General features: G+C 73.1%; 20 protein-coding genes. 15 read left to right on the top strand and 5 right to left on the bottom strand.

Features of this window, described 5'->3' with window-relative positions; all coding sequences use genetic code 11:
• Nucleotides 1–22 precede the first annotated feature (22 nt).
• From GA0070562_RS15810 to GA0070562_RS15795, 4 genes are all read left to right on the top strand, one after another.
• Nucleotides 23–838 (top strand): ComEA family DNA-binding protein, encoded by an 816-nt coding sequence (locus tag GA0070562_RS15810; RefSeq protein WP_217493428.1) that lies wholly within the window; start codon nt 23–25, stop codon nt 836–838.
• Nucleotides 835–3,231: a ComEC/Rec2 family competence protein gene (locus GA0070562_RS15805; protein ID WP_254663803.1), complete on the top strand. Its 2,397-nt coding sequence runs from the start codon at nt 835–837 to the stop codon at nt 3,229–3,231. Before GA0070562_RS15810 ends, GA0070562_RS15805 begins: the two co-directional genes overlap by 4 nt.
• Nucleotides 3,232–3,352: 121 nt before the next feature.
• The gene (gene holA, locus GA0070562_RS15800; protein WP_091421800.1) at nt 3,353–4,333 is read left to right on the top strand and encodes a DNA polymerase III subunit delta; all 981 of its coding nucleotides are present in this window, start codon (nt 3,353–3,355) and stop codon (nt 4,331–4,333) included.
• Nucleotides 4,330–4,839, top strand: coding sequence for a hypothetical protein (locus GA0070562_RS15795; RefSeq protein WP_091421796.1), 510 nt, complete (start codon nt 4,330–4,332; stop codon nt 4,837–4,839). The genes holA and GA0070562_RS15795 overlap by 4 nt, the downstream gene beginning before the upstream one ends.
• A 359-nt stretch (nt 4,840–5,198) precedes the next feature.
• Here GA0070562_RS15795 and rpsT read toward each other — a convergent pair whose 3' ends face one another.
• The gene (rpsT, locus tag GA0070562_RS15790) at nt 5,199–5,465 is read right to left on the bottom strand and encodes a 30S ribosomal protein S20 (RefSeq protein WP_091421793.1); all 267 of its coding nucleotides are present in this window, start codon (nt 5,463–5,465) and stop codon (nt 5,199–5,201) included.
• 268 nt (nt 5,466–5,733) lie between these two features.
• A complete protein-coding gene (locus GA0070562_RS15785; RefSeq protein ID WP_244254936.1) occupies nt 5,734–6,810 on the bottom strand; it encodes a phosphotransferase family protein in 1,077 nt (358 codons plus the stop codon).
• Here GA0070562_RS15785 and GA0070562_RS15780 point away from each other — a divergent pair.
• From GA0070562_RS15780 to GA0070562_RS15750, 7 genes are all read left to right on the top strand, one after another.
• Nucleotides 6,809–7,345: a DUF4240 domain-containing protein gene (locus GA0070562_RS15780; RefSeq protein WP_091421787.1), complete on the top strand. Its 537-nt coding sequence runs from the start codon at nt 6,809–6,811 to the stop codon at nt 7,343–7,345. The genes GA0070562_RS15785 and GA0070562_RS15780 overlap by 2 nt on opposite strands.
• A gap of 106 nt (nt 7,346–7,451) precedes the next feature.
• A complete protein-coding gene (lepA, locus tag GA0070562_RS15775) occupies nt 7,452–9,329 on the top strand; it encodes a translation elongation factor 4 (RefSeq protein WP_091421785.1) in 1,878 nt (625 codons plus the stop codon).
• Nucleotides 9,330–9,554: 225 nt separating this feature from the next.
• Complete coding sequence (locus tag GA0070562_RS15770; protein ID WP_091421781.1) at nt 9,555–9,842, top strand: GlsB/YeaQ/YmgE family stress response membrane protein; 288 nt, start codon at nt 9,555–9,557, stop codon at nt 9,840–9,842.
• A gap of 254 nt (nt 9,843–10,096) precedes the next feature.
• Nucleotides 10,097–10,381, top strand: a complete 285-nt coding sequence (locus GA0070562_RS15765) for a GlsB/YeaQ/YmgE family stress response membrane protein (protein WP_091421777.1) — start codon at nt 10,097–10,099, stop codon at nt 10,379–10,381.
• Nucleotides 10,382–10,604: 223 nt separating this feature from the next.
• The gene (locus GA0070562_RS15760) at nt 10,605–11,897 is read left to right on the top strand and encodes a sugar ABC transporter substrate-binding protein (protein ID WP_091421774.1); all 1,293 of its coding nucleotides are present in this window, start codon (nt 10,605–10,607) and stop codon (nt 11,895–11,897) included.
• Nucleotides 11,894–12,880, top strand: coding sequence for a carbohydrate ABC transporter permease (locus GA0070562_RS15755; protein ID WP_091421769.1), 987 nt, complete (start codon nt 11,894–11,896; stop codon nt 12,878–12,880). Before GA0070562_RS15760 ends, GA0070562_RS15755 begins: the two co-directional genes overlap by 4 nt.
• Complete coding sequence (locus GA0070562_RS15750) at nt 12,877–13,710, top strand: carbohydrate ABC transporter permease (RefSeq protein WP_091421764.1); 834 nt, start codon at nt 12,877–12,879, stop codon at nt 13,708–13,710. The genes GA0070562_RS15755 and GA0070562_RS15750 overlap by 4 nt, the downstream gene beginning before the upstream one ends.
• 14 nt (nt 13,711–13,724) lie before the next feature.
• Here GA0070562_RS15750 and GA0070562_RS15745 read toward each other — a convergent pair whose 3' ends face one another.
• The gene (locus GA0070562_RS15745) at nt 13,725–14,585 is read right to left on the bottom strand and encodes a hypothetical protein (protein WP_175438746.1); all 861 of its coding nucleotides are present in this window, start codon (nt 14,583–14,585) and stop codon (nt 13,725–13,727) included.
• Between the two features lie 111 nt (nt 14,586–14,696).
• Nucleotides 14,697–15,482: an enoyl-CoA hydratase-related protein gene (locus GA0070562_RS15740; RefSeq protein ID WP_091422075.1), complete on the bottom strand. Its 786-nt coding sequence runs from the start codon at nt 15,480–15,482 to the stop codon at nt 14,697–14,699.
• 19 nt (nt 15,483–15,501) lie between these two features.
• Here GA0070562_RS15740 and hemW point away from each other — a divergent pair, with 19 nt between their 5' ends.
• Nucleotides 15,502–16,725, top strand: coding sequence for a radical SAM family heme chaperone HemW (hemW, locus tag GA0070562_RS15735; RefSeq protein ID WP_175438745.1), 1,224 nt, complete (start codon nt 15,502–15,504; stop codon nt 16,723–16,725).
• Nucleotides 16,726–16,764: 39 nt separating this feature from the next.
• Here the strand turns inward: hemW and GA0070562_RS30915 are convergent, their stop codons facing one another.
• Nucleotides 16,765–17,412: a DUF4870 domain-containing protein gene (locus tag GA0070562_RS30915; protein ID WP_091421757.1), complete on the bottom strand. Its 648-nt coding sequence runs from the start codon at nt 17,410–17,412 to the stop codon at nt 16,765–16,767.
• 232 nt (nt 17,413–17,644) lie between these two features.
• Here GA0070562_RS30915 and hrcA point away from each other — a divergent pair, with 232 nt between their 5' ends.
• The 3 genes from hrcA to GA0070562_RS15715 all read left to right on the top strand — a co-directional run bounded on the left by hrcA (nt 17,645) and on the right by GA0070562_RS15715 (nt 20,622).
• Nucleotides 17,645–18,667 (top strand): heat-inducible transcriptional repressor HrcA, encoded by a 1,023-nt coding sequence (gene hrcA, locus GA0070562_RS15725; protein WP_013287975.1) that lies wholly within the window; start codon nt 17,645–17,647, stop codon nt 18,665–18,667.
• A 73-nt stretch (nt 18,668–18,740) separates the two neighbouring features.
• Nucleotides 18,741–19,886: a molecular chaperone DnaJ gene (dnaJ, locus tag GA0070562_RS15720; RefSeq protein ID WP_175438744.1), complete on the top strand. Its 1,146-nt coding sequence runs from the start codon at nt 18,741–18,743 to the stop codon at nt 19,884–19,886.
• Between the two features lies 1 nt (nt 19,887).
• Nucleotides 19,888–20,622: a 16S rRNA (uracil(1498)-N(3))-methyltransferase gene (locus GA0070562_RS15715; RefSeq protein ID WP_091421750.1), complete on the top strand. Its 735-nt coding sequence runs from the start codon at nt 19,888–19,890 to the stop codon at nt 20,620–20,622.
• Nucleotides 20,623–20,703 lie beyond the last annotated feature (81 nt).

Raw genomic sequence — 20,703 nt, 5'->3', positions numbered from 1 at the left:
TGTCCGGGGCGGGCTCGGGCCGGTGCCCGACGAGATCGAGTCGGGTTTCGGGCTGCGCCGCGGCTTCCCGGAGCGGTACGGCGGTCGGGAGTATCCGTTCGGGGCCGAGCCGGCCTCCGCCGAACCGGACGCCGGCGGAATCCACGACGCCCCGGCAACCGGGGGAGGCTTGGTGTCCCGGCTGCCCGGTGCCGGGGCGTTCGACCCCGGCCGGCGGGGTGTGCGTGCGCTCGCGGCGGTGGCGGCAGTGGTGGTCGTGGTGGCCGCCGTCTGGGCGTGGCGCTCGCGTCCCAGCGCCGAGCCCGTCCAGCCGGTCGCGGCGTCCTCCGAGGCACCGGTGGGCGCGGCGACCGAAGCGGCCGCCGGGGTGCCCGCGCCGGCCGGCTCAGCCGGTCAGGTGGTCGTCGCGCTGGCCGGCAAGGTCCGGCGTCCCGGCCTCGTCCGCCTCCCGGCCGGGGCGCGGGTGGCCGACGCGATCGAGGCTGCGGGCGGCGCGCTGCCCGGCGTCGACGTGGCGCTGCTCAACCCGGCCCGCAAGGTCACCGACGGGGAGCTGATCCTGGTCGGCGTGACCGCCCCACCGGGGCAGGCCGCGCCCGGCCCGGCCGCAGGTGGCGGTGCCCCGGGCGGCTCGGCGGCGCCGGCCGGACCGGTCAACCTCAACACCGCGACGCTGGCCCAGCTCGACGCGCTGCCGGGCGTCGGGCCGGTGCTCGCCCAGCGGATCCTCGACCACCGGGACCGCACCGGCGGGTTCCGGTCCGTGTCCGACCTGCGCCAGGTCGACGGCATCGGCGACGCCCGGTACGAGCAGCTCAAGGAACTGGTGACGGTGTGAAGGGCCGACGCCCCCTCGATGGTGACGCGGCCGGCCGCGACGTGCCCGACCTCCGGCTGGCCGGGCTGGCGGTGGCGGCCTGGCTCGCCGCGCTGGCCGGGCTGCACCTCACCGTCCGGGCGACAGTGTGGGTGGCCGCCGTCGCCGCCGCGCTCGCCCTGCTCGCGGGCCTGCACCTGTGCGGCGTGCTGGGCCGGCCGGGTGTGGTGGCCCGCCGCTACGGCTGGATCGCGGTCGCCGTACTGCTCGGCGTGCTCTGCGGCGCGGCGGCCACCGGCGCCCGGGTCGCGGTCCGCGACGCCGCCCCGGTCCGCGCGCTCGTCACCGACCGTGTTCCGGTCACCGCCGAGCTGGTGCTCCGCGACGACCCCCGTCCGATACGCGGTGCGCCCGGCCGCCCACCGATGCTGCTGGTCCGCGTGGATCTGGTCCGGCTCACCGGACCCGACGGCGCTCGCGTCACCGGCCCGGTACGCGCGCTGGTGCTCGCCACCGACCCGGCCTGGCGTCCACTGCTGCCAGGGCAGCGGGCGACCAGCCGGGGACGGCTGTCCGCCCCGCGCGGCGGCGACCTGACCGCCGCCGTGCTCTCCACCGCCGACCCGCCTACGCTGCGCGGCGACGCGTCGTGGCCGCAGCGGGCCGCCGGCGTGCTGCGGGCCGGCCTGCAACGGGCCTGCGAGCCGCTGCCCGACGCGCCGGGCGGGCTGCTGCCGGGTCTGGTGGTCGGAGACACGAGCCGGTTGCTTCCGGAGGTGGAGGAGGATTTCCGGGCCACCGGGATGACGCACCTCAACGCGGTGTCCGGCTCCAACGTGGCGATCGTGGTCGGGGCGGTGCTGCTGCTGGCCCGCTGGGCGCGTGCCGGTCCGCGTACCGCCGCCACGCTCTGCGTACTCGCGCTCGTCGGGTTCGTCATCCTGGTGCGGCCCTCGCCGAGCGTGGTGCGCGCCGCCGCGATGGGCGCGATCGGGCTGGCCGCGCTCGCCGCCGGGCGGTCCCGGTCGGCGCTGCCCGCGCTCGCCGCGGCGGTCACCGGACTGGTCCTGTTCGACCCGGACCTCGCGGGTGATCCGGGTTTCGCGTTGTCGGTGTGTGCCACCGGCGGACTGCTGCTGCTTGCGCCGGGATGGCGGGACGCGTTGCGGCGCCGGGGCGTACCGGCCGGGCTGGCCGAGGCGCTGGCGGTGCCGGCGGCCGCGCAGCTGGCCTGCGGCCCGGTGATCGCCGGGCTGTCCGCGACGGTGAGCCTGGTGGCGGTGCCGGCGAACCTGCTGGCGGTGCCGGCCGTCGCGCCGGCCACCGTGCTCGGCGTGCTGGCGGCGGTGCTGTCGCCGGTGTGGCCGGGCGGCGCGGAGTTCCTGGCCTGGCTGGCGAGTTGGCCGGCGCGCTGGCTGGTGGCGGTGGCCGCGTACGGGGCGGACCTGCCGGCCGGGAACCTGCCGTGGGCGGGCGGGGTGGCCGGGGCCCTGCTGCTGGCGGCGGCGAGCGTGGCGCTGCTGCTCGCCTTTCGCCGACGCCGGGCGAGGCGGCTGATCGCTGTCGTCGCGGTGGCGGTGGTGCTGGGCGCGGTGCCGGTCCGTCTGCTCGCCTCCGGCTGGCCGCCGCGTGGCTGGGTGGTGGTGGCGTGCGCGGTGGGGCAGGGGGACGCGGTGGTGCTGCCGATCGCCGCCGGCCGGGCCGTGGTGGTCGACGCCGGCCCGGAGCCGTCAGGCGTGGACGCCTGCCTGCGCCGCCTTCGCGTACGCGAGGTGCCGCTGTTGGTGGTCAGCCACTTCCACGTCGACCACGTCGGCGGCGTGGCCGGGGTGTTCCGGGGCCGTCGGGTGGGTGCGGTGGTGGGGCCGTCCTGGGCCGAGCCACCCTACGGCGCAGCCCAGGTACGGGATGCGGCCCGCCGGGCCGGTGCACCGCTGTCCCCGGTTCAGGCGGGCTGGCGGTGGCGGGCGGGCGCGGTGGACCTGGTCGCGGTCGGGCCGCCGTACCCGCTGCGGGGCAGCCGGTCCGACCCGAACAACAACTCGCTGGTGCTGGCCGCCACCGTGGGCGGTGTACGGATCCTGCTCACCGGTGACGCCGAGACGGAGGAACAGCGGGCGATGCTGGAGACGACGCCGGCCGCCGAGATCCGGGCCGACGTGCTGAAGGTCGCCCACCACGGGTCGGCGTATCAGGCGCCGCAGTTCCTGGCCGCGGTGCGTCCGGCGGTGGCGCTGGTGTGCGTGGGGGTCGACAACGACTACGGGCACCCCAACGCCGGGCTGCTGGACCGGCTGACCCGGGGCGGCGCGCGGGTGCTGCGTACCGACACCGACGGGGACATCGCGGCGGTCCGGATAGGTGCTGGTCTCGCGGTGGTGAAACGTGGCGCCGAGTCGCGGCCGTCGCGATAGCCGGGGGATCTTGTCGCAGTAGATGGGGAATCAAGGCAAATGTCTGGATTTGCGCTGTGTGCGGGCTGCGCCGTCACAGTCCCCGATGAGCAGGCCCGGCCGGGTCGGAGGGCGTGCGAGTATGGGCGACGTGACCCCCGCCGACCTGCCTCCTATTGTGCTCGTCCTCGGCGACGAGGAGCTGCTCGCCACGCGCGCGGTCACCGAAGCCGTCGCCCGGGCCCGTCAGGTCGACCCCGACGTGGACGTGCGGGAATACCAGGCCGGCACGCTCACCGTGGGCGAGATCGCCGAGATGCTCAGCCCGTCGCTGTTCGGCGGTCGCCGGGTGCTCGTGCTCCGCTCCGGCCAGGACGCCCGCAAGGACCTGTCCGCCGCGCTGCTCGCGTACGCGAAGAATCCCGACCCGGACGTGCAGCTCGTGGTGCTGCACCTGGGCGGGGCCAAGGGCAAGGCGTTCGCCGACGGCCTGCGTGCGGCGGGCGCCACTGTGGTGCCGGCGGTGAAGCTCAAGGGCGACCGCGAGCGGGCCGCGTTCGTGCGGGACGAGATCCGCCGCATCGGCGGCAAGTGCACGCCCGACGCGGCCGACGCCCTGGTCGCAGCCGTCGGGAACGACATGCGTGAGCTGGCCGCCGCCTGCTCGCAGCTGGTCGCCGACACGGACGGGCGGATCGGCGCGGACACGGTCGCCCGGTACTACCGGGGACGGGCCGAGGTGACCGGCTTCACCGTCGCCGACGCGACGATGGTCGGTGACGTCCCCGGCGCGCTGGAGGCGCTGCGGTGGGCGCTGCACGTCGGCGTCGACCCGGTGCCGATCGCCGACGCGCTGGCCGACGGCGTACGGACCGTGGCCCGGGTCGCCGCCGCCGGCCGAGGCAGCGCGTTCCAGCTCGCCAAGACGCTCGGCATGCCGGCCTGGAAGATCGAGAAGGCCCAGGCACGCGCCCGGGGCTGGACGCCGGAGGGCCTGGTCGAGGCGATGCGGGTGGCCGCCGAGTGCAACGCGGCGGTCAAGGGTGGCGCCGACGACCGGGCGTACGCGCTGGAGCGGGCCGTGTTCTCGGTGGCGGCGGCCCGGCAGGGCGGCGCCCGGTGACCCGAGCGTGGTCGACGGTGGCCAGGGACGAGGAGCGGTACCGTCCGCTCTACGCCCGGGTGCTGGGACTGCGCTTCGTCAACCCGGGTGGAGTGCTCTGCTTCCTCTTCTTCGAGGGTGCGGTGGCGCTGGCCGTTCTGCTCGCGCTCGCCGAGCTGGTGAGCTGGTGGGCGGTGCTGGTGCTGCCGATCGCGGTGGCGGCGATGGTCAAGCTCAACGACGTGGTGGCCGAGATGGTCATCCGCACCGCCGCGCAGGTGCCCGAGCAGGAGCGGGACCGCTTCCGCCGCCAGATGGAGCCGGTGGTCGGGCGGGCTCGGGTGCCCGCCGGCGCCCGCGCACTGCCGGGCGCGCCGACATCGGCAAGCGCCCGCGCGTTGTCAGGCGGCGCGGCGCCGACGAGCGGGCGGGCGTTTCCGGGCGCTCCGACGCCGGTCGCCGACCCTCGGGGCGTCCGCTACCACCAGCCGCGACGCTCGACGTTCGACCGCCCCGGCGAGCGGTAAGCCACGGCGGCACCGGTGTGCGCCGACCCCCAGCTCGCCTCGGCCGCGGTGGGCTGCGGCACACCAGAGCCGCCCGCCGCGCCTCCCGAGGTCCGCATCCTCCCGGCCGACGTGATCATCGGCACGTCGACCCACATGCACCGAGTCCGGGCCGCCGCTGTCCGCAGCGGTCACCGATCGATCACGCCGCAGATCTTGGTACGAAATGGCCCCTATGGGGGCCGAAATCTTCCAAGATCTTCAAGCGCACCGCAGCGCACCGCCCCGCACCGCAGCGCGGTGTCAAGGGGGAGTGCGGACAGGCGGAAGCCCCGTGGGCGCGGTGGCCCCGGGGCTTCCGATGGGATCTGTAGCGCTGGTCAGGCAGAGAACGAGGCGACGCGCTTGGCGATCGCCGACTTCCGGTTGGCCGCCTGGTTGGTGTGGATGACACCCTTGCTGGCAGCCTTGTCCAGCTTGCGGGTGGCCTCGCGCATGAGCACGGTGGCCTTCTCGGTGTCGCCCGCCTCGGCAGCCTCGTGGAACTTCCGGATGGCGGTCTTCAGCGACGACTTGACCGACTTGTTACGCAGCCGGCGCTTCTCGTTCTGCCGGTTGCGCTTGATCTGGGACTTGATGTTCGCCACGCGACAGCCTCGTCTTGATAGCTCGGGTTGGTCTGCTTTCGCGCACGACGAGCATGCGTCATCGCCGCGCGAAAAGCCAGGCTACCAGGTCGGCCCCGGATGAGCCAAAACGCCTCCAGCCCGGGCCGGTCCGACGCCCCTCCACCAGCCCCGCCGCCGTCCACCAGCCCGCCGCCAGCCGCCACCGGCCGGGAGCCCCCCGCCAGCCGTGGCCGGCTGGAAGCCCACCGCCGGACCGGGCCGAGCGACGCGGGCCGAGCGGATCGGATCACGAGGGGCGCGAGCGGCGTGCCCAGGACCAGCCTCGCCGCTCGGCCAGCCAGCCGAGCGCCTGCCTCCCGCTCCAGCGCTGGTGGGCGCGCAGGTGGGGGGAGCCGGTCGACGGCCCGGCCGCTGCCCCGGTCAGGAAGTAACCGGCCAGCGCGGCGAGCGTCACGTCGAGCGCGTCCCCGGGCGCCCCTCCCGCCGCCGGGTGGGCGGCGAACGCGGCGTCGGCGTCGAGGCCGCTGGCGTACGCGGTGAGCAGCAGCCCGGCCAGGTCGAACCAGGCGGGACCGTGGCAGAGCCACGGCCAGTCGCACAGCCAGGCCCGCCCGTCGGAGTCGATCAGGAGGTTGTCCACCCGCAGGTCGCCGTGGGCCAGGCCGGGCGCGGCATCGGCGTACCCGGGCAGGCGCGACTCCAGCGCGACCAGCTCGGCCAGCGGCGCGCCGGTCGCCGGCTCGGGCAGCGGCTCACGCCCGGCGGCCACCTCGCCCCACCAGAGGATGTCGTCGCGGGCCAGGTCCGCGAGGCGGGGCAGCCGGAGCGCGGCCAGCTCCGCGGGCGGTTCGGCGAGCGCGGCGGCGACTTCGGCGTACGTGGCGAGGGCGGCGTCCAGCTCGGCCGGCGCCCAGGGCAGCCGTGGGGTGTGCCCGTCGATCGCGTCGAGCGCGAGCGCGTACCAGCCGGACTCGGTGAGCGCCCAGCGCGGCCGGGGCACCGGCAGCCCGGCCGGGAGCCGGGCCAGGATCGCCGCCTCGTGGGCGTACCAGTCGACCAGGTGCCGTTGCCCGTGCAGTGCCGCCGCCTTGACGAACGCGCGCTCCCCGGTGGGGCCGGTCAGTACGGCGGCGAAGCCGCTGGTGAATCCGCCGGCCGCCACCCGGGCCGCCGCCGGTTCGCCGCCGACCCGGGCGGCCAGCGCGTCGCGCAGCCCGGCCGGCAGGTCGGCCCAGCCGGGCCGGACGGCTGTCGACCCGTACGGAACCGGCGGTAGGGATATCGCACGCACCGCTCCATGCTGCCGCACCGGCGGCGCGCGGCGAACCGGCGCGTCGGTGGGCTCTGCCAGACTGCCTGCCATGAGGACCGACGAGTTCTGGCAGTTGATCGACGACGCCCGCGCCGGTGCCGGGGGAGAGCCCGACGCGGTCGCCGCCCGGGCGGTCGCGCTGCTGGCCGAGCGCGACCCGGAGGAGATCGTCGGCTACGCCCACCACCAGCGACGGGTGCTCGCCGCCTCCTACAAGGTCGACCTCTGGGGCGCGGCCTACCTCATCAACGGGGGTGCCTCGGACGACGGCTTCGAATACTTCCGGGGCTGGCTGATGACCCAGGGCCGGGCGGTGTTCGCGCGGGCGGTCGGCGACCCGGACGCGCTGGCCGAGCTGCCGCAGGTCCGGGCCGCGGCGCTCAGCGGCGAGGAGTTCGAGTGCGAGCAGATGGTGGCGGTGCCGTGGGACGCGTACCGGAAGGCGACCGCGTCCGACCTGCCGGCCGAGCGCGACCCGGTCCCGGTGCCCGACCTGAACGACTTCTGGGACTTCGACGACGAGGATGAGGCCCGTCGCCGGCTGCCGAGGCTGGCCGCGCTGTTCGTCGAGCCACCGATGGAATAGCCGTGGAGTGAAGGGGGAGCCCGGGCGCGCCCCGGGCGACGTGGGACCATGGAGGGGGCCGGCGGCGCGCCGGCCCGCTCACGTCAGCCGACCAGAACGGACCGCTGTGCCACCGACGCTCGATCCCGGCGCGAACGCTCCTGGTGCCACCGACCCGGCGCGCATCCGGAACTTCTGCATCATCGCCCACATCGACCACGGGAAGTCGACCCTGGCCGACCGGATGTTGCAGCTCACCGGTGTGGTCGACCCGCGGCAGATGCGCGCGCAGTACCTGGACCGGATGGACATCGAGCGCGAGCGCGGCATCACCATCAAGAGCCAGGCCGTGCGGATGCCGTGGACGATCCGCGAGGGCGACCGGACCGGCGAGACCGCCGTGCTCAACATGATCGACACCCCGGGCCACGTGGACTTCACCTACGAGGTGTCCCGTTCGCTGGCCGCCTGCGAGGGCGCGATCCTGCTCGTCGACGCCGCGCAGGGCATCGAGGCGCAGACGCTCGCCAACCTCTACCTGGCGCTCGAGAACGACCTGCACATCATCCCGGTGCTCAACAAGATCGACCTGCCGGCCGCCCAGCCGGAGAAGTACGCCGAGGAGCTGGCCCACCTGATCGGCGGCGACCCGGCGGACTGCATCAGGGTCTCCGGCAAGACCGGCGAGGGCGTGCCCTACCTCCTGGACGAGATCGTCCGCCAGTTCGTGCCGCCGGTGGGCGACGCTGCGGCTCCGGCCCGCGCGATGATCTTCGACTCGGTGTACGACGTCTACCGGGGCGTGGTCACGTACGTCCGGGTGATCGACGGCCGGATCTCCGCCCGGGACCGGATCAAGATGATGTCCACCGGCGCGGTCCACGAGCTGCTGGAGATCGGCGTCATCTCACCGGAGATGGTGAAGGCCGACGCGCTCGGCGTCGGCGAGGTGGGTTACCTGATCACCGGCGTGAAGGACGTGCGTCAGTCCCGGGTGGGTGACACGGTCACCATCAACAACAACCCGGCCAAGGAGGCGCTCGGCGGCTACAAGGACCCGAAGCCGATGGTCTACTCGGGTCTCTATCCGATCGACGGCTCGGACTACCCGAACCTGCGCGAGGCGCTGGACAAGCTCAAGCTCAACGACGCCGCGCTGGTCTACGAGCCGGAGACCTCCGGCGCGCTGGGCTTCGGCTTCCGCTGCGGCTTCCTCGGCCTGCTGCACCTGGAGATCATCCGGGAGCGGCTGGAGCGGGAGTTCAACCTCGACCTGATCTCCACCGCCCCGAACGTGGTCTACCGGGCCATCCAGGAGGACGGCGAGGAGATCGTGGTCACCAACCCGAGCGAGTACCCGACCGGCAAGATCGCCGAGGTGTACGAGCCGACGGTGCGGGCCACGGTGCTGACTCCGAACGACTACGTCGGCGCGGTGATGGAGCTGTGCCAGGGCCGGCGGGGCAGCCTGCTCGGCATGGACTACCTCTCCGCCGACCGGGTGGAGCTGCGGTACACGCTGCCGCTGGCCGAGATCATCTTCGACTTCTTCGACCAGCTCAAGAGCCGCACCAAGGGCTACGCCTCGCTCGACTACGAGCCCTCCGGCGAGCAGGCGTCCGACCTGGTGAAGGTGGACATCCTGCTGCACGGCGAGCCGGTCGACGCGTTCAGCGCGATCGTGCACAAGGACAAGGCGTACGCGTACGGCACGACGATCGCGGCGAAGCTGCGCTCGCTGATCCCGCGCCAGCAGTTCGAGGTGCCGATCCAGGCGGCCATCGGCAGCCGGGTGATCGCCCGGGAGACCATCCGCGCGATCCGCAAGGACGTGCTCGCCAAGTGCTACGGCGGTGACATCAGCCGTAAGCGCAAGCTGCTGGAGAAGCAGAAGGAGGGCAAGAAGCGGATGAAGATGGTGGGCCGGGTGGAGGTTCCCCAGGAGGCGTTCATCGCGGCGCTGTCGTCCGACTCCGGCGACGGCAAGCCCTCCGGCAAGAAGTAGCAGTCAGGCTCCACGAACCGGCCGGCGTCCTCGTCCTCAGGGCGCCGGCCGGTTCGCGTACCCAGGAAATTTTCAGCCTCTGGCAGCGCTCCCGCCTGCGGGTTCGTCCCGGCGGGGGGAGCGGCGGTCGATGCCGCCGGTTTCGGTTTTCGATGCGTCGGGCACTTAGCGGGCACGACAGCAAACGCACACAGAACGTGCGAAATCGCTTTAGGAGGACCGACCGTGGAGTTCACCGTCTGGGGCATCGTCACCGCGCTCGTCGTGGGTCTGATCGTCGGCGCGCTGGGCCGGCTGGTCGTGCCGGGCCGGCAGAACATGCCGATGTGGCTGCACATGGTGATCGGCGTCGCCGCGGCGCTGCTGGGCACCGTCCTGGCCCGCGCGCTCGGCATCGCCACGCAGACCGCCGGCATCGACTGGGCCGAGCTGGCCGTGCAGGTCGTGCTCGCCGCCATCGGTGTGGCCCTGGTGGCCGGCGTCGGCCGCCGCCGCAGCGTCTCGCGTTACTGACCGACGCACGAACGCGCCTCGACGGGCGCCCGGCCGTATCGGCCGGGCGCCCGTCGGCGTATTCGGCGCATTGAACCCCGTCGGTGCGCCGGCGACGCCCGCCGCGCCGGGCTTCGGGGAGAAACAGCAGGTCAGGGTACGTCTGAACAATTCGTCATCGGAGTCGGTTTGGATTTCGGGGCGGTCGGGAACTTAGCGATCACGACAGTAACCACACAAAAACGTGTGACCGGTTCTTAAGGAGGAGGGCGACCATGGAGCTCACCGTTTGGGGCATCATCACCGCGCTGGTCGTTGGTCTGATCGTCGGCGCGCTGGGCCGGCTGGTCGTGCCGGGCCGGCAGAACATGCCGATCTGGCTGCACATGCTGATCGGTGTCGGCGCCGCGCTTCTGGGCACGATCGTGGCCCGGGCCTCCGGCTTCGCCGAGACCGCCGGTATCGACTGGCGCGAGCTGATGCTGCAGGTGCTCTTCGCCGCGATCGGTGTGGCCCTGGTGGCCGGTATCGGCCGTCGCCGCAGCGTCTCGCGCTACTGACCCCGCACCACGCGCCTCGACGGGCGCCCGGCCTCACCGGCCGGGCGCCCGTCGGCGTACGTAGGCACTGAACTGCCCGGACGGCATCGATGTCGGCCGGGCCTTCGGCTGCGATACGGTCGCCTGTGCCCTCCGTCACGAACACCCCCTGTTGTAAAGGAAATTTTCCTACTAAGGTGCGGCGGAGAAGGTTAGTGCCAAACGGCCCTGAGGGAGATATGGCGTGAACAGGTGGAAGCGGCTGGCTCCGGTCACCGCCATCGTGGCGTCGGCCGCGTTGGTGCTGACCGCGTGCGGTGGCTCCGGCGACGACGACAAGGCCGCCGACAACAGCAAGCTCACTGTGTGGATGATGGGTGAGGGCGGCGACGCCCAGACCAAGTTCCTCGACAGCGTCGAGGCGGAGTTCAAGAAGAAGCACCCCGAGACCGACGTCGTGGTGCAGTACATCCCCTGGCTCGAGGCGCCGAAGAAGTTCCAGGCCGCGCTCGCCGGTGGCGAGGGCCCGGACGTCACCGAGCTGGGCAACACCGAGACCCAGGGCTGGGCCGCGCAGGAGGCCCTGGCCGACGTCTCGGACAAGTTCAACGGCTGGTCCGAGGGCAAGGACATCCTGCCCGACCTGGTCAAGAACGCCCAGCTCGACGGCAAGCAGTACGGCGTGCCGTGGTACGCCGGTGTGCGTGCCGTCTACTACCGCACCGACTGGTTCGCCGAGGCCGGCGTGAAGCCGCCGACGAACTGGGACGAGATGGTCGCCGCCGCGAAGGCCGTGCAGGCCAAGAAGCCGGGCACCTACGGGATCGCCCTGCCCGGCAACTCCGAGCTGCCGTTCTACTCCTTCCTCTGGGGTGCCGGCGCGGAGATCGCCACCAAGGACGGCGACAGCTGGAAGTCCGGCTACAACACCCCCGAGGCGCAGAAGGCGGTCAAGTTCTGGACCGACCTGGTGACCGTGCACAAGGTGGCCCCGCCGGCCGCCGCCGGGTGGAACGAGGTCGACGCCCGTACCCAGTTCGCCACCGGCAAGGCCGCGATGGCGTTCGCCGGTAGCTGGCAGGGCGGCGCGATGAAGAAGGACAACCCCGACATCGAGAAGGTGTGGGGCACGTTCCCGATCCCCGGCCCGGATGGCAAGCCCGCCCCGGCGTTCGCCGGCGGCTCCGACATCGCCATCTGGAAGGACAGCGAGCGGGCGGCGCTGGCCTGGGACTACATGACCGTGCTGCTGAGCAAGCAGAAGGACAAGGAGTTCGCCAGCAGCCTCGGCTTCTTCCCGGTCTACCAGGACCTGGTCAGCAGCGGCGACTACGCCAACGACAAGGTGATGGCCGCGTTCGCCACCGCCATCCAGAACACCAAGCTGACCCCGCTCACCCCGAAGTGGGTCGAGGTCAGCCGCACCAAGACGGTGACCCAGGCGATGAACAGCTCGGTCATCAAGGGCCAGAAGACGGTCGAGAAGGCCACCGCCGACGCGGCCACCGAGATGGAAAGCATCCTCAACGCCAAGTGACCACGCTGACCGAGGCCACCGGCGAGGCCGCCGCGCGGGAGACCCCCGCGCGGCGGCGCCGTCGCCGGGTGGACCACCTTCCGTACCTGCTCCTGCTGCCCTGCCTGGCGATCATCGCCGTGCTGCTGCTCTGGCCGCTCGGCCAGGTCGTGTGGATGTCCTTCCACAAGCTGGACAGCGTCCGGCAGCTGCGCGGCGACCGCGAGTGGCCGTGGGTCGGCCTGGCCAACTACGCGCAGATCCTCGGCGACCCGTTCTTCCGTACGGTGCTGCGCAACACCGTGCTGTTCGCGCTCGCCAACGTGGCGCTCACGATGATCCTCGGCACCCTGGTCGGGCTGCTGCTCAACCGCCTGGGCAAGAAGATGGCCACGTTCGTGGCGAGCTGCGTGATGCTCGCCTGGGCCACCCCGGCGCTGACCGGCACGATCGTCTGGAAGTGGATCTTCGACGACACGAGCGGCCTGGTCACCTGGCTGTTCAACAAGCTCCCGGACGGGCTCTCCACGGCCCTGTTCGGGCGCAGCGACTGGACCGGGTACGGCTGGTTCAACGACCCGCTGATGTTCTTCGCCATCCTGACGCTCGTGGTGGTCTGGCACTCGTTCCCGTTCATCGCGGTGAGCGTCCTGGCCGGGCTCAAGAGCGTGCCGACGGAGTTGCAGGAGGCGGCCCGGGTCGACGGCGCCGGGCCGTGGAAGGTGTTCTGGTCGGTCACGTTCCCGGTCCTGCGGCCGGTCTTCGGCATCCTCGTGGTGCTCTCCACGATCTGGGACTTCAAGGTCTTCACCCAGCAGTTCGTGCTGGCCGGCGGCACCCAGGACCGGTCGACGTTCATGCTGTCGATCTACTCGTACGCGGAGGCGTTCTCGCCGCCGCCCAAGTACGGCCTCGGCTCCGCCATCGCGGTCATCCTCACCGTGATCCTGCTCGTGGTGACCGCCCTGTACGTCCGCATGGTGCTGCGGCAGGAGGACGAATGATGAAGAAGGTCGCCCTCAACGGCGCGGGCCTGCTGGTCGCGCTCTTCGCCGCGTTCCCGGTCTACTGGATGGTGGCGACCTCGCTGAAGCCCAACCGGGAGATCTTCTCGTCCACCCCCCGGCCGGTGCCGGCGGAGCCGACGCTGGAGCACTACCGGGAGATCCTCACCGGCAACCTGATCCCGGGCGTGACGTTCGCCGACTTCTTCCTCAACAGCGCGCTCGTCGCGCTGGCGACGGTGCTGCTGAGCGGGCTGGTCGCGCTGCTCGCCGCGACCGCCGTGGCCCGGTTCCGGTTCAAGCTGCGCACCACGTTCCTGATCATGCTGCTGGTGGTGCAGATGATCCCGCTGGAGGCGCTGGTCATCCCGCTGTTCCTGATGATCCAGCGACTCGGCCTCTACAACACGCTGCCCAGCCTGATCCTCACGTACCTCGGTTTCTCGCTGCCGTTCGCGGTCTGGATGCTGCGCGGCTTCGTCGCGGCGGTGCCCAAGGAACTGGAGGAGGCCGCCGCCATCGACGGCGCCAGCCGGGCCCAGACGTTCCGCAAGGTGCTGTTCCCGCTCGTCGCGCCCGGCCTGGTCGCCACCAGCATCTTCTCGTTCATCACCGCGTGGAACGAGCTGATCTTCGCGCTGACCTTCATCAACGACCAGCAGAAATACACGCTGCCGGTCGCGATGACGTTCTTCTTCGGCCGGGACGACACCGCCTGGGGGTCGGTGATGGCCGCGTCCACGCTGTTCACCCTGCCGGTGATCGTCTTCTTCCTGCTGGTGCAGCGCCGGATGGTCTCCGGCCTGGTCGCCGGAGCGGTCAAGGGCTGACCCGGCGGCGCCGGTCAGGCCGCGGCGAACACCTCGGCGCGCACCTCGGAGGCCGGGTCGCCCTTCACCCGGGCCCAGGAGCCCTGCTCGGCGGTCCACTCCAGGTTGCCGAAGCGGACCTTCTTCACGCCGTGGTCGTCGGCGTGCGAGACCAGCCAGTGCGCGTACCGCCAGCCGTTGCGGTCGTCACCGGCCGGCACGGTGAGCGCGGTCAAATCGGTCGCCGTGGCCAGCCGGGGCAGCCCCCAGTCCAGCGACAGGCTCTCCAGCACCGCGCTGGCGGCGGCCGGGCCGCGCATCGTCGGCGGCGAGGAGACGGTGCAGGCCACCGCGCCGGTCGCGTGGCCGAGCAGCGCGCGGGTGAGGACCTCCGACTCGTCCGCCCACTTCTGGTACGCCTCGGGGAACGCCGACCGCTGCACCCGCTGGGCGGCGTCGGTGATCCGCATCCGCTCCCAGCCCTTGACCTTCTTCAGCGCGGCGTAGAACTTGTTCGCCGCGTACCGCGGATCCTGGATCTCCTCCGGGGTGCCCCAGCCCTGGCTCGGGCGCTGCTGGAACAGGCCGAGCGAGTCGCGGTCACCGTGGGCGATGTTGCGCAGGTGCGACTCCTGGTACGCGGTCGCCAGCGCCACCACCACCGCCCGCTCGGGCATCCGGCGCTGCATCCCGATGGCCGCGATGGTGGCCGCGTTCGCCATCTGGTCGGCGCCGAGCACCACCTCGCCGTCCGCCTTCACGGTGCAGGTCCGGCTGGCCAGCGGCAGCCGCAGGTGCTCGCCGAACTGCTTGGTCACGACGTAGACCGCGAGCAGTGCCAGCACGCACACCGCCACCCCGGATGCCACGATCGCCGCTCGCGTCCGCACCCGCACCCCCTGTCCCGACAGTCCGACAAGCGTACGTCCCACCCGCCACGGCGGCTCTCGGCCGACCGGCGGGCCCCACGTCGGCCGGAGTGGCTCACGCAGGGCCCGCCGCGCACCTCAGTCCTCGGCGGGCACCCAGGCGGCGGGTCGCTTCTCCCGGAACGCCATCACGCCCTCGCGCCCCTCGTCGGAGAGGAAGTACCCGGTCGACAGCGCGGCCAACTCGGCGATCTCGGCCCGCAGGTCCGGCCCGGCGGTCCGGCGCAGCAGCTCCTTCGCCCCGGCCAGCGCCCCGGGGGCGCCCTTGACCAGCGAGGCGCAGTAGCGCTCGACGGCGGCGTCGAGCTCGTCGCCCGGCACCGCGGCGGTGACCAGGCCGATCTCGGCGGCCCGGCGGCCGTCGAACGTGTCGCCGGTCAGGTACAGCTCGGCGGCGGCCCGCTGACCCAGCCGGGGCAGCACGGTCGCCGAGATCACCGCCGGGATCACCCCGATCCGCACCTCGGTGAACGCGAACGTCGCCTCCTGCGCGCAGACCGCCAGGTCGGCGGCGGCGATCAGGCCCAGCCCACCGGCCCGGGCCGGCCCGGCCACCTTCGCCACCACCGGCTTCGGGCACTCCCGTACCGCGACGAGCACGTCGCCGAGCATCCCGGCGGGCACCGTGCCGCTGGCGTACGCGGCGGCTGTCTCCTTCAGGTCGGCGCCGGAGCAGAAGACCGGGCCGGTGTGGTCGAGCACGATCGCGCGTACCGCGCCGTCGGCGACCGCGTCGGCCAGCCCGGCCAGCAGCTGGGTCATCAGGGGCGTGGAGAGCGCGTTGCGATTGTGCGGGCTGTCCAGGGTGAGGGTGGTCACCCCACGGGCCGTGGCGACTCGCACGAGAGCGTCCGGAGAGGTCATGCCGGGCACACTAGTGGCCATGCCCGGCGTCCTTCCAGAAGGCGAACCCGTCCCGCGTGACGGATCGCTGCCCGCCACCGCCCGTCGCGCCGTCGGCGCGCGCGGCTTCGGCGTGTACGTCCACGTCCCGTTCTGCGCCAGCCGGTGCGGCTACTGCGACTTCAACACGTACACCGCGTCGGAGCTGGGCGGCGGGGCGAGCCGGGAGACGTACGCCGACTCGGTGCTGGCCGAGCTGGAGCTGGCCGCCCGGGTGCTGGGCGACTCGCCGCCGCCCCGGGTCGACACCGTCTTCGTCGGCGGCGGCACGCCCACCCTGCTGCCGTCCGACGACCTGGCCCGGATCCTCGACGGCATCGACCGCGTCTGGGGGCTGGCCGCCGACGCCGAGGTGACCACCGAGGCCAACCCCGAGTCGGTCGGCCCGGAGTCGCTCAAGACGCTGCGGGCGGCCGGGTACACCCGGATCTCGCTGGGCATGCAGTCCGCCGCACCCGGCGTGCTGGCGGTGCTCGACCGGCGGCACAGCGCGGGCCGGGCCACCGCCGCCGCGCTGGAGGCGCGCGACGCCGGGTTCGAGCACGTGAACCTGGACCTGATCTACGGCACGCCGGGCGAGACGGCCGAGGACTTCGCCGCCTCGCTGGCCCAGGTGGTCGACGCGGGCGTGGATCACGTCAGCGCGTACGCCCTGATCGTGGAGGACGGCACCCGGCTGGCCGCGCGGATGCGCCGGGGCGAGCTGCCGTACCCCTCCGACGACGTGGCGGCGGACCGCTACCTGGCCGCGGAGGCCGCGCTCGGCGAGGCCGGATTCTCCTGGTACGAGGTGTCGAACTGGGCCCGCTCGGCGGCGGCCCGGTGCCGGCACAACCTGCTCTACTGGACCGGCGCCGACTGGTGGGGCCTGGGCCCGGGGGCGCACAGCCACGTCGGCGGCGTGCGCTGGTGGAACGTCAAGCACCCGAGCGCGTACGCGGCGCGGCTGGCCGAGGGCGCCTCGCCCGCGCTGGCCCGGGAACAGCTCACCGCTGACGAGCAGCACATGGAGGACGTGATGCTGCGGGTGCGGCTCGCCTCCGGTCTGCCGCTGGACGTGCTGGACTCCGCCGGACGGGCGGGCGCCGAGCGGGCCCGGGACGCCGGGTTGCTCGACGACGGGGCGTACGCGCGAGGGCTTGTGGTGCTGACGCTGCGCGGCCGGCTGCTGGCCGACGCGGTGGTACGCGACCTGCTGCCGTGACCGGCACCGGCCGGCCGCCCCCTCGGCCGGCCGGCGGTGTCACTTGATGAAGTTGTAGGTCATCGGGTAGCGGTAGAGCACACCCTCGTTGGCCTTGATCCCGCCGATGATCCCGAAGATCAGCGGCACCAGCCAGACCAGCATCGGGACGAAGAACAGGATCCCGCAGGTGATGACCGTGATCACCCAGGCGAGCACGCTGGCGATAGTCCAGGTGATCTGGAAGTTCAGCGCCGCGACCGCGTGGGCGCGGACCGTCGGCGACTGCTGACCGCGGGTCATCATGGCGATCAGCGGGGCGACCCAGCCGAGCAGACCGCCACCGACGATGACGCCTGCGGCGCCACCGAAGTGCGACACCAGCGCCCAGGTCTTCTCGTCGTTGTCGGCGTACGCCGCGGGGCCGTATCCGCCACCGGCCGGGTAGCCGGCGGCGCCGTAGCCCGGCGTGCCGCCCGGCGGGGGGTAACCACCAGGGGGCGGGTAGCCGCCCGGCGGAGGTTGACCGCCCGGAGGCGGGTAGCCACCCGGGGGCGGATAGTCACCGGGCGGGGGATAGCCGCCCGCGTCCGGCGCGCCGGACAGTGGAGCGGTGGGCGGTTCGCCGGCCGGCGAGCCGTAGGGCGCCGACGGGTCGGGCTGGGGGCCGGAGTCCCCTGCCCCGGGCGGGCGAGGAGGTTCAGTCATGGTCGCCACGGTAGGGGCAGCCGTCAACCGGCACCAGAGCGACACAGACCGACGATGACCGGCTGTTCGGCCCTGGTGGGCCGTGCTGTGGGGCGGGCCGCACCGCAGGTCCGTCAGCCGATCATCGCGTCGGCGGGGGTGCCGACGTAGACTGGCACTCGCTACAGTCGAGTGCCAGCCGCACGGCGGATGCCGCGCGACGGCCCGACCGAGGTGCGTCAGGAGGTGGGGAATGGGTCTCGACGACCGCAAACTCGCCGTGCTGCGCGCGATCGTCGAGGACTACGTCGCCACGCAGGAGCCGGTCGGCAGCAAGGCCCTGGTCGAGCGGCACCAGCTCGGCGTCTCGCCGGCCACGGTGCGCAACGACATGGCGGTGCTGGAGGAGGAGGGCTACATCCGGCAGCCGCACACCAGCGCCGGCCGGGTGCCCACCGACCGCGGCTACCGTCTCTTCGTCGACCGGCTCTCCCGGGTCAAGCCGCTCAGCCCGGCCGAGCGCCGGGCGATCGAGCGCTTCCTGGTCGGCGCCGTCGACCTGGACGACGTGGTGCACCGCACCGTCCGGCTGCTCGCCCAGCTCACCCGGCAGGTCGCCGTGGTGCAGTACCCGAGCCTGGCCCGGTCCAAGGTGCGCCACCTGGAGCTGGTGCCGATCTCCACCACCCGGCTGATGGTCGTCATGATCGCCGACACCGGCCGGGTCGAGCAGCGGCTGGTCGAGCTGCCCGCCCCGGTGCCCGCCGACGACGTGACCGACCTGCGCCGGCTGGTGAACGAGAAGCTCGTCGGCAGCCAGCTCGCCGAGACGCCGCCGCTGGTGCAGGCGCTCGTCGAGGAGTCCGCGCCGCATCTGCGCCCGGCCATGACCACGCTCTCCACCGTGCTGCTGGAGACGCTCGTGGAACGGCACGAGGAGCGGCTCGCGCTGGCCGGGCAGGCCAACCTCACCCGGGGTGGCCTGCTCGACTTCCAGGGTTCGCTGCGGCCCATCCTGGAGGCGCTCGAAGAAGAGGTCGTGCTGCTCAAGCTGATCGGCGAGACCGAGCCGAGCACCACCCGGGTGCTCATCGGCGACGAGAACGAGTTCGACAACCTGCGGGCCGCCTCGGTGGTCAGCACCGGCTACGGACCGGGCAGCACGATCGTCGGCGGGCTCGGCGTGCTCGGGCCGACCCGGATGGACTACCCCGGCAATATCGCCATGGTGAGGGCCGTGGCACGCTACGTGGGCGAACTGCTGGCCCAGAACTGACCAGTCAGGGCCGACGGCCGGTTCCGGCCGACGACCGGAGCGACGCGAGACGAACATGAGGACACCTAACGCAGTGGCCAGGGACTACTACGGCATTCTCGGCGTGAGCCGGGACGCCTCCGACGACGAGATCAAGCGCGCCTACCGCAAGCTGGCGCGGCAGTTCCACCCGGACGTCAATCCGGACCCGGAGGCCCAGGAGAAGTTCAAGGACATCAACGCCGCGTACGAGGTCCTCTCGGACGACCGGAAGCGGCAGATCGTCGACCTGGGCGGCGACCCGCTCGCTCCGGGCGGCGGTGGCATGGGCGGTCCCGGCGGCCCGGGCGGCGCCGGTCCGTTCGTCGGCTTCCAGGACATCATGGACGCGTTCTTCGGCGGCGCCGCGGGCGGCAGCCGGGGCCCGCGTCCGCGTACCCGCCCCGGTGCGGACGCGATCCTGCGCCTGGAACTGGACCTCAACGAGACCGCGTTCGGCGTCGAGGCGCCGATCACCGTCGACACCGCAGTGCTCTGCACCACCTGCTCCGGCGCCGGCACCGCCGCCGGCACCCACCTGGCCACCTGCGAGGCGTGCGGCGGCCGGGGCGAGGTGCAGTCGGTGCAGCGGACCTTCCTCGGTCAGGTGGTCTCCGCCCGGCCGTGCACCGTCTGCCAGGGCTACGGCACCACCATCCCGCACCCCTGCCCGACCTGCGCCGGTGACGGCCGGGTGCGCACCCGGCGCTCGCTGACCGTCAAGATCCCGGCCGGGGTCGAGGACGGCATGCGGATCCGCCTGGCCCAGCAGGGCGAGGTCGGCCCGGGCGGCGGCACCGCCGGCGACCTGTACGTCGAGATCCACGAACGGCCGCACGACGTCTACTCCCGCAAGGGCGACGACCTGCACTGCCGTGTCACAGTGCCGATGACCGCCGCCGCGCTCGGCACCCGGCTGACCATCAAGACGCTGGACAGCGAGGAGACGGTCGACGTCAAGCCCGGCACCCAGCCCGGCAGCACGCTGCGGCTGCGCGCCCGGGGCGTACCGCACCTGCGCGGCACCGGCCGGGGTGACCTCTACGTGCACCTGGACGTGCGTACCCCGACCAAGCTGGACGCCGACCAGGAGCGGATGCTGCGCGACTTCGCCAAGACACGCGGCGAGGAGGTCGCCGAGCTGACCAAGCAGGGCGGTTTCTTCTCCCGGATGCGCGACGCCTTCAACGGGCACGCCTGAGGTGTCCGCGCCGCTGTTCCTGGTCGAGGCGCTGCCGACAGGTGACACGCTGACGCTGGACGGCCCGGAGGGCCACCACGCGGCCACCGTGCAGCGGCTGCGCGTCGGCGAGGAACTGGTGCTCGCCGACGGCCGGGGCGGCACCGCCGCCGCGGTGGTCACCGCCGTCGGCCGCGGCACGCTCGACCTGCGGGTCACCAGCCGGGGGTACGCGGACGCGCCGGTGCCCCGGCTGGTCGTGGTGCAGGGCATCGCCAAGGGCGACCGGGGTGAACTCGCCGTGCAGGCGATGACCGAGGTCGGGGTGGACGAGATCGTGCCCTGGGCGGCGTCCCGCTCGGTGGCGCAGTGGCGCGGCGAACGGGGCGAACGGGCCCGGCAGAAGTGGGTGGCCACCGCCCGGGAGGCGGCCAAGCAGGCCCGCCGCCCGTGGCTTCCGGTGGTGGCCGGCGCGCCGGACGAGTCCACCGCCTCGGTGGCCCGCCGGATCGCCGGCGCGGCCGGAGCGTTCGTGCTGCACGAGGGCGCACAGGACCGGCTGACCACCGTCGACCTGCCGGCGGCCGGCGAGATCGTGCTGGTGGTCGGCCCGGAGGGCGGCATCGCCGACCACGAGCTGGCCGCGTTCGCCGAAGCAGGCGCCCGCACGGTCCGCCTGGGCCCGACGGTCCTGCGCACGTCGACAGCAGGCGTGGCAGCCCTGACAGTCCTGGCCACCCGCCTGACCCACTGGTAACCCGCCCGCCCCGCGGTCTTGCCCGCCGCGCCCGCGCGCGCCCCGCCCTGCGCGCCCCGCCCTGCGCGCCGATCTTGCAGT

This window comes from Micromonospora tulbaghiae, from assembly GCF_900091605.1.
Lineage (GTDB): Bacteria > Actinomycetota > Actinomycetes > Mycobacteriales > Micromonosporaceae > Micromonospora > Micromonospora tulbaghiae.
This window is presented reverse-complemented; position numbering and strand designations above follow the sequence as displayed.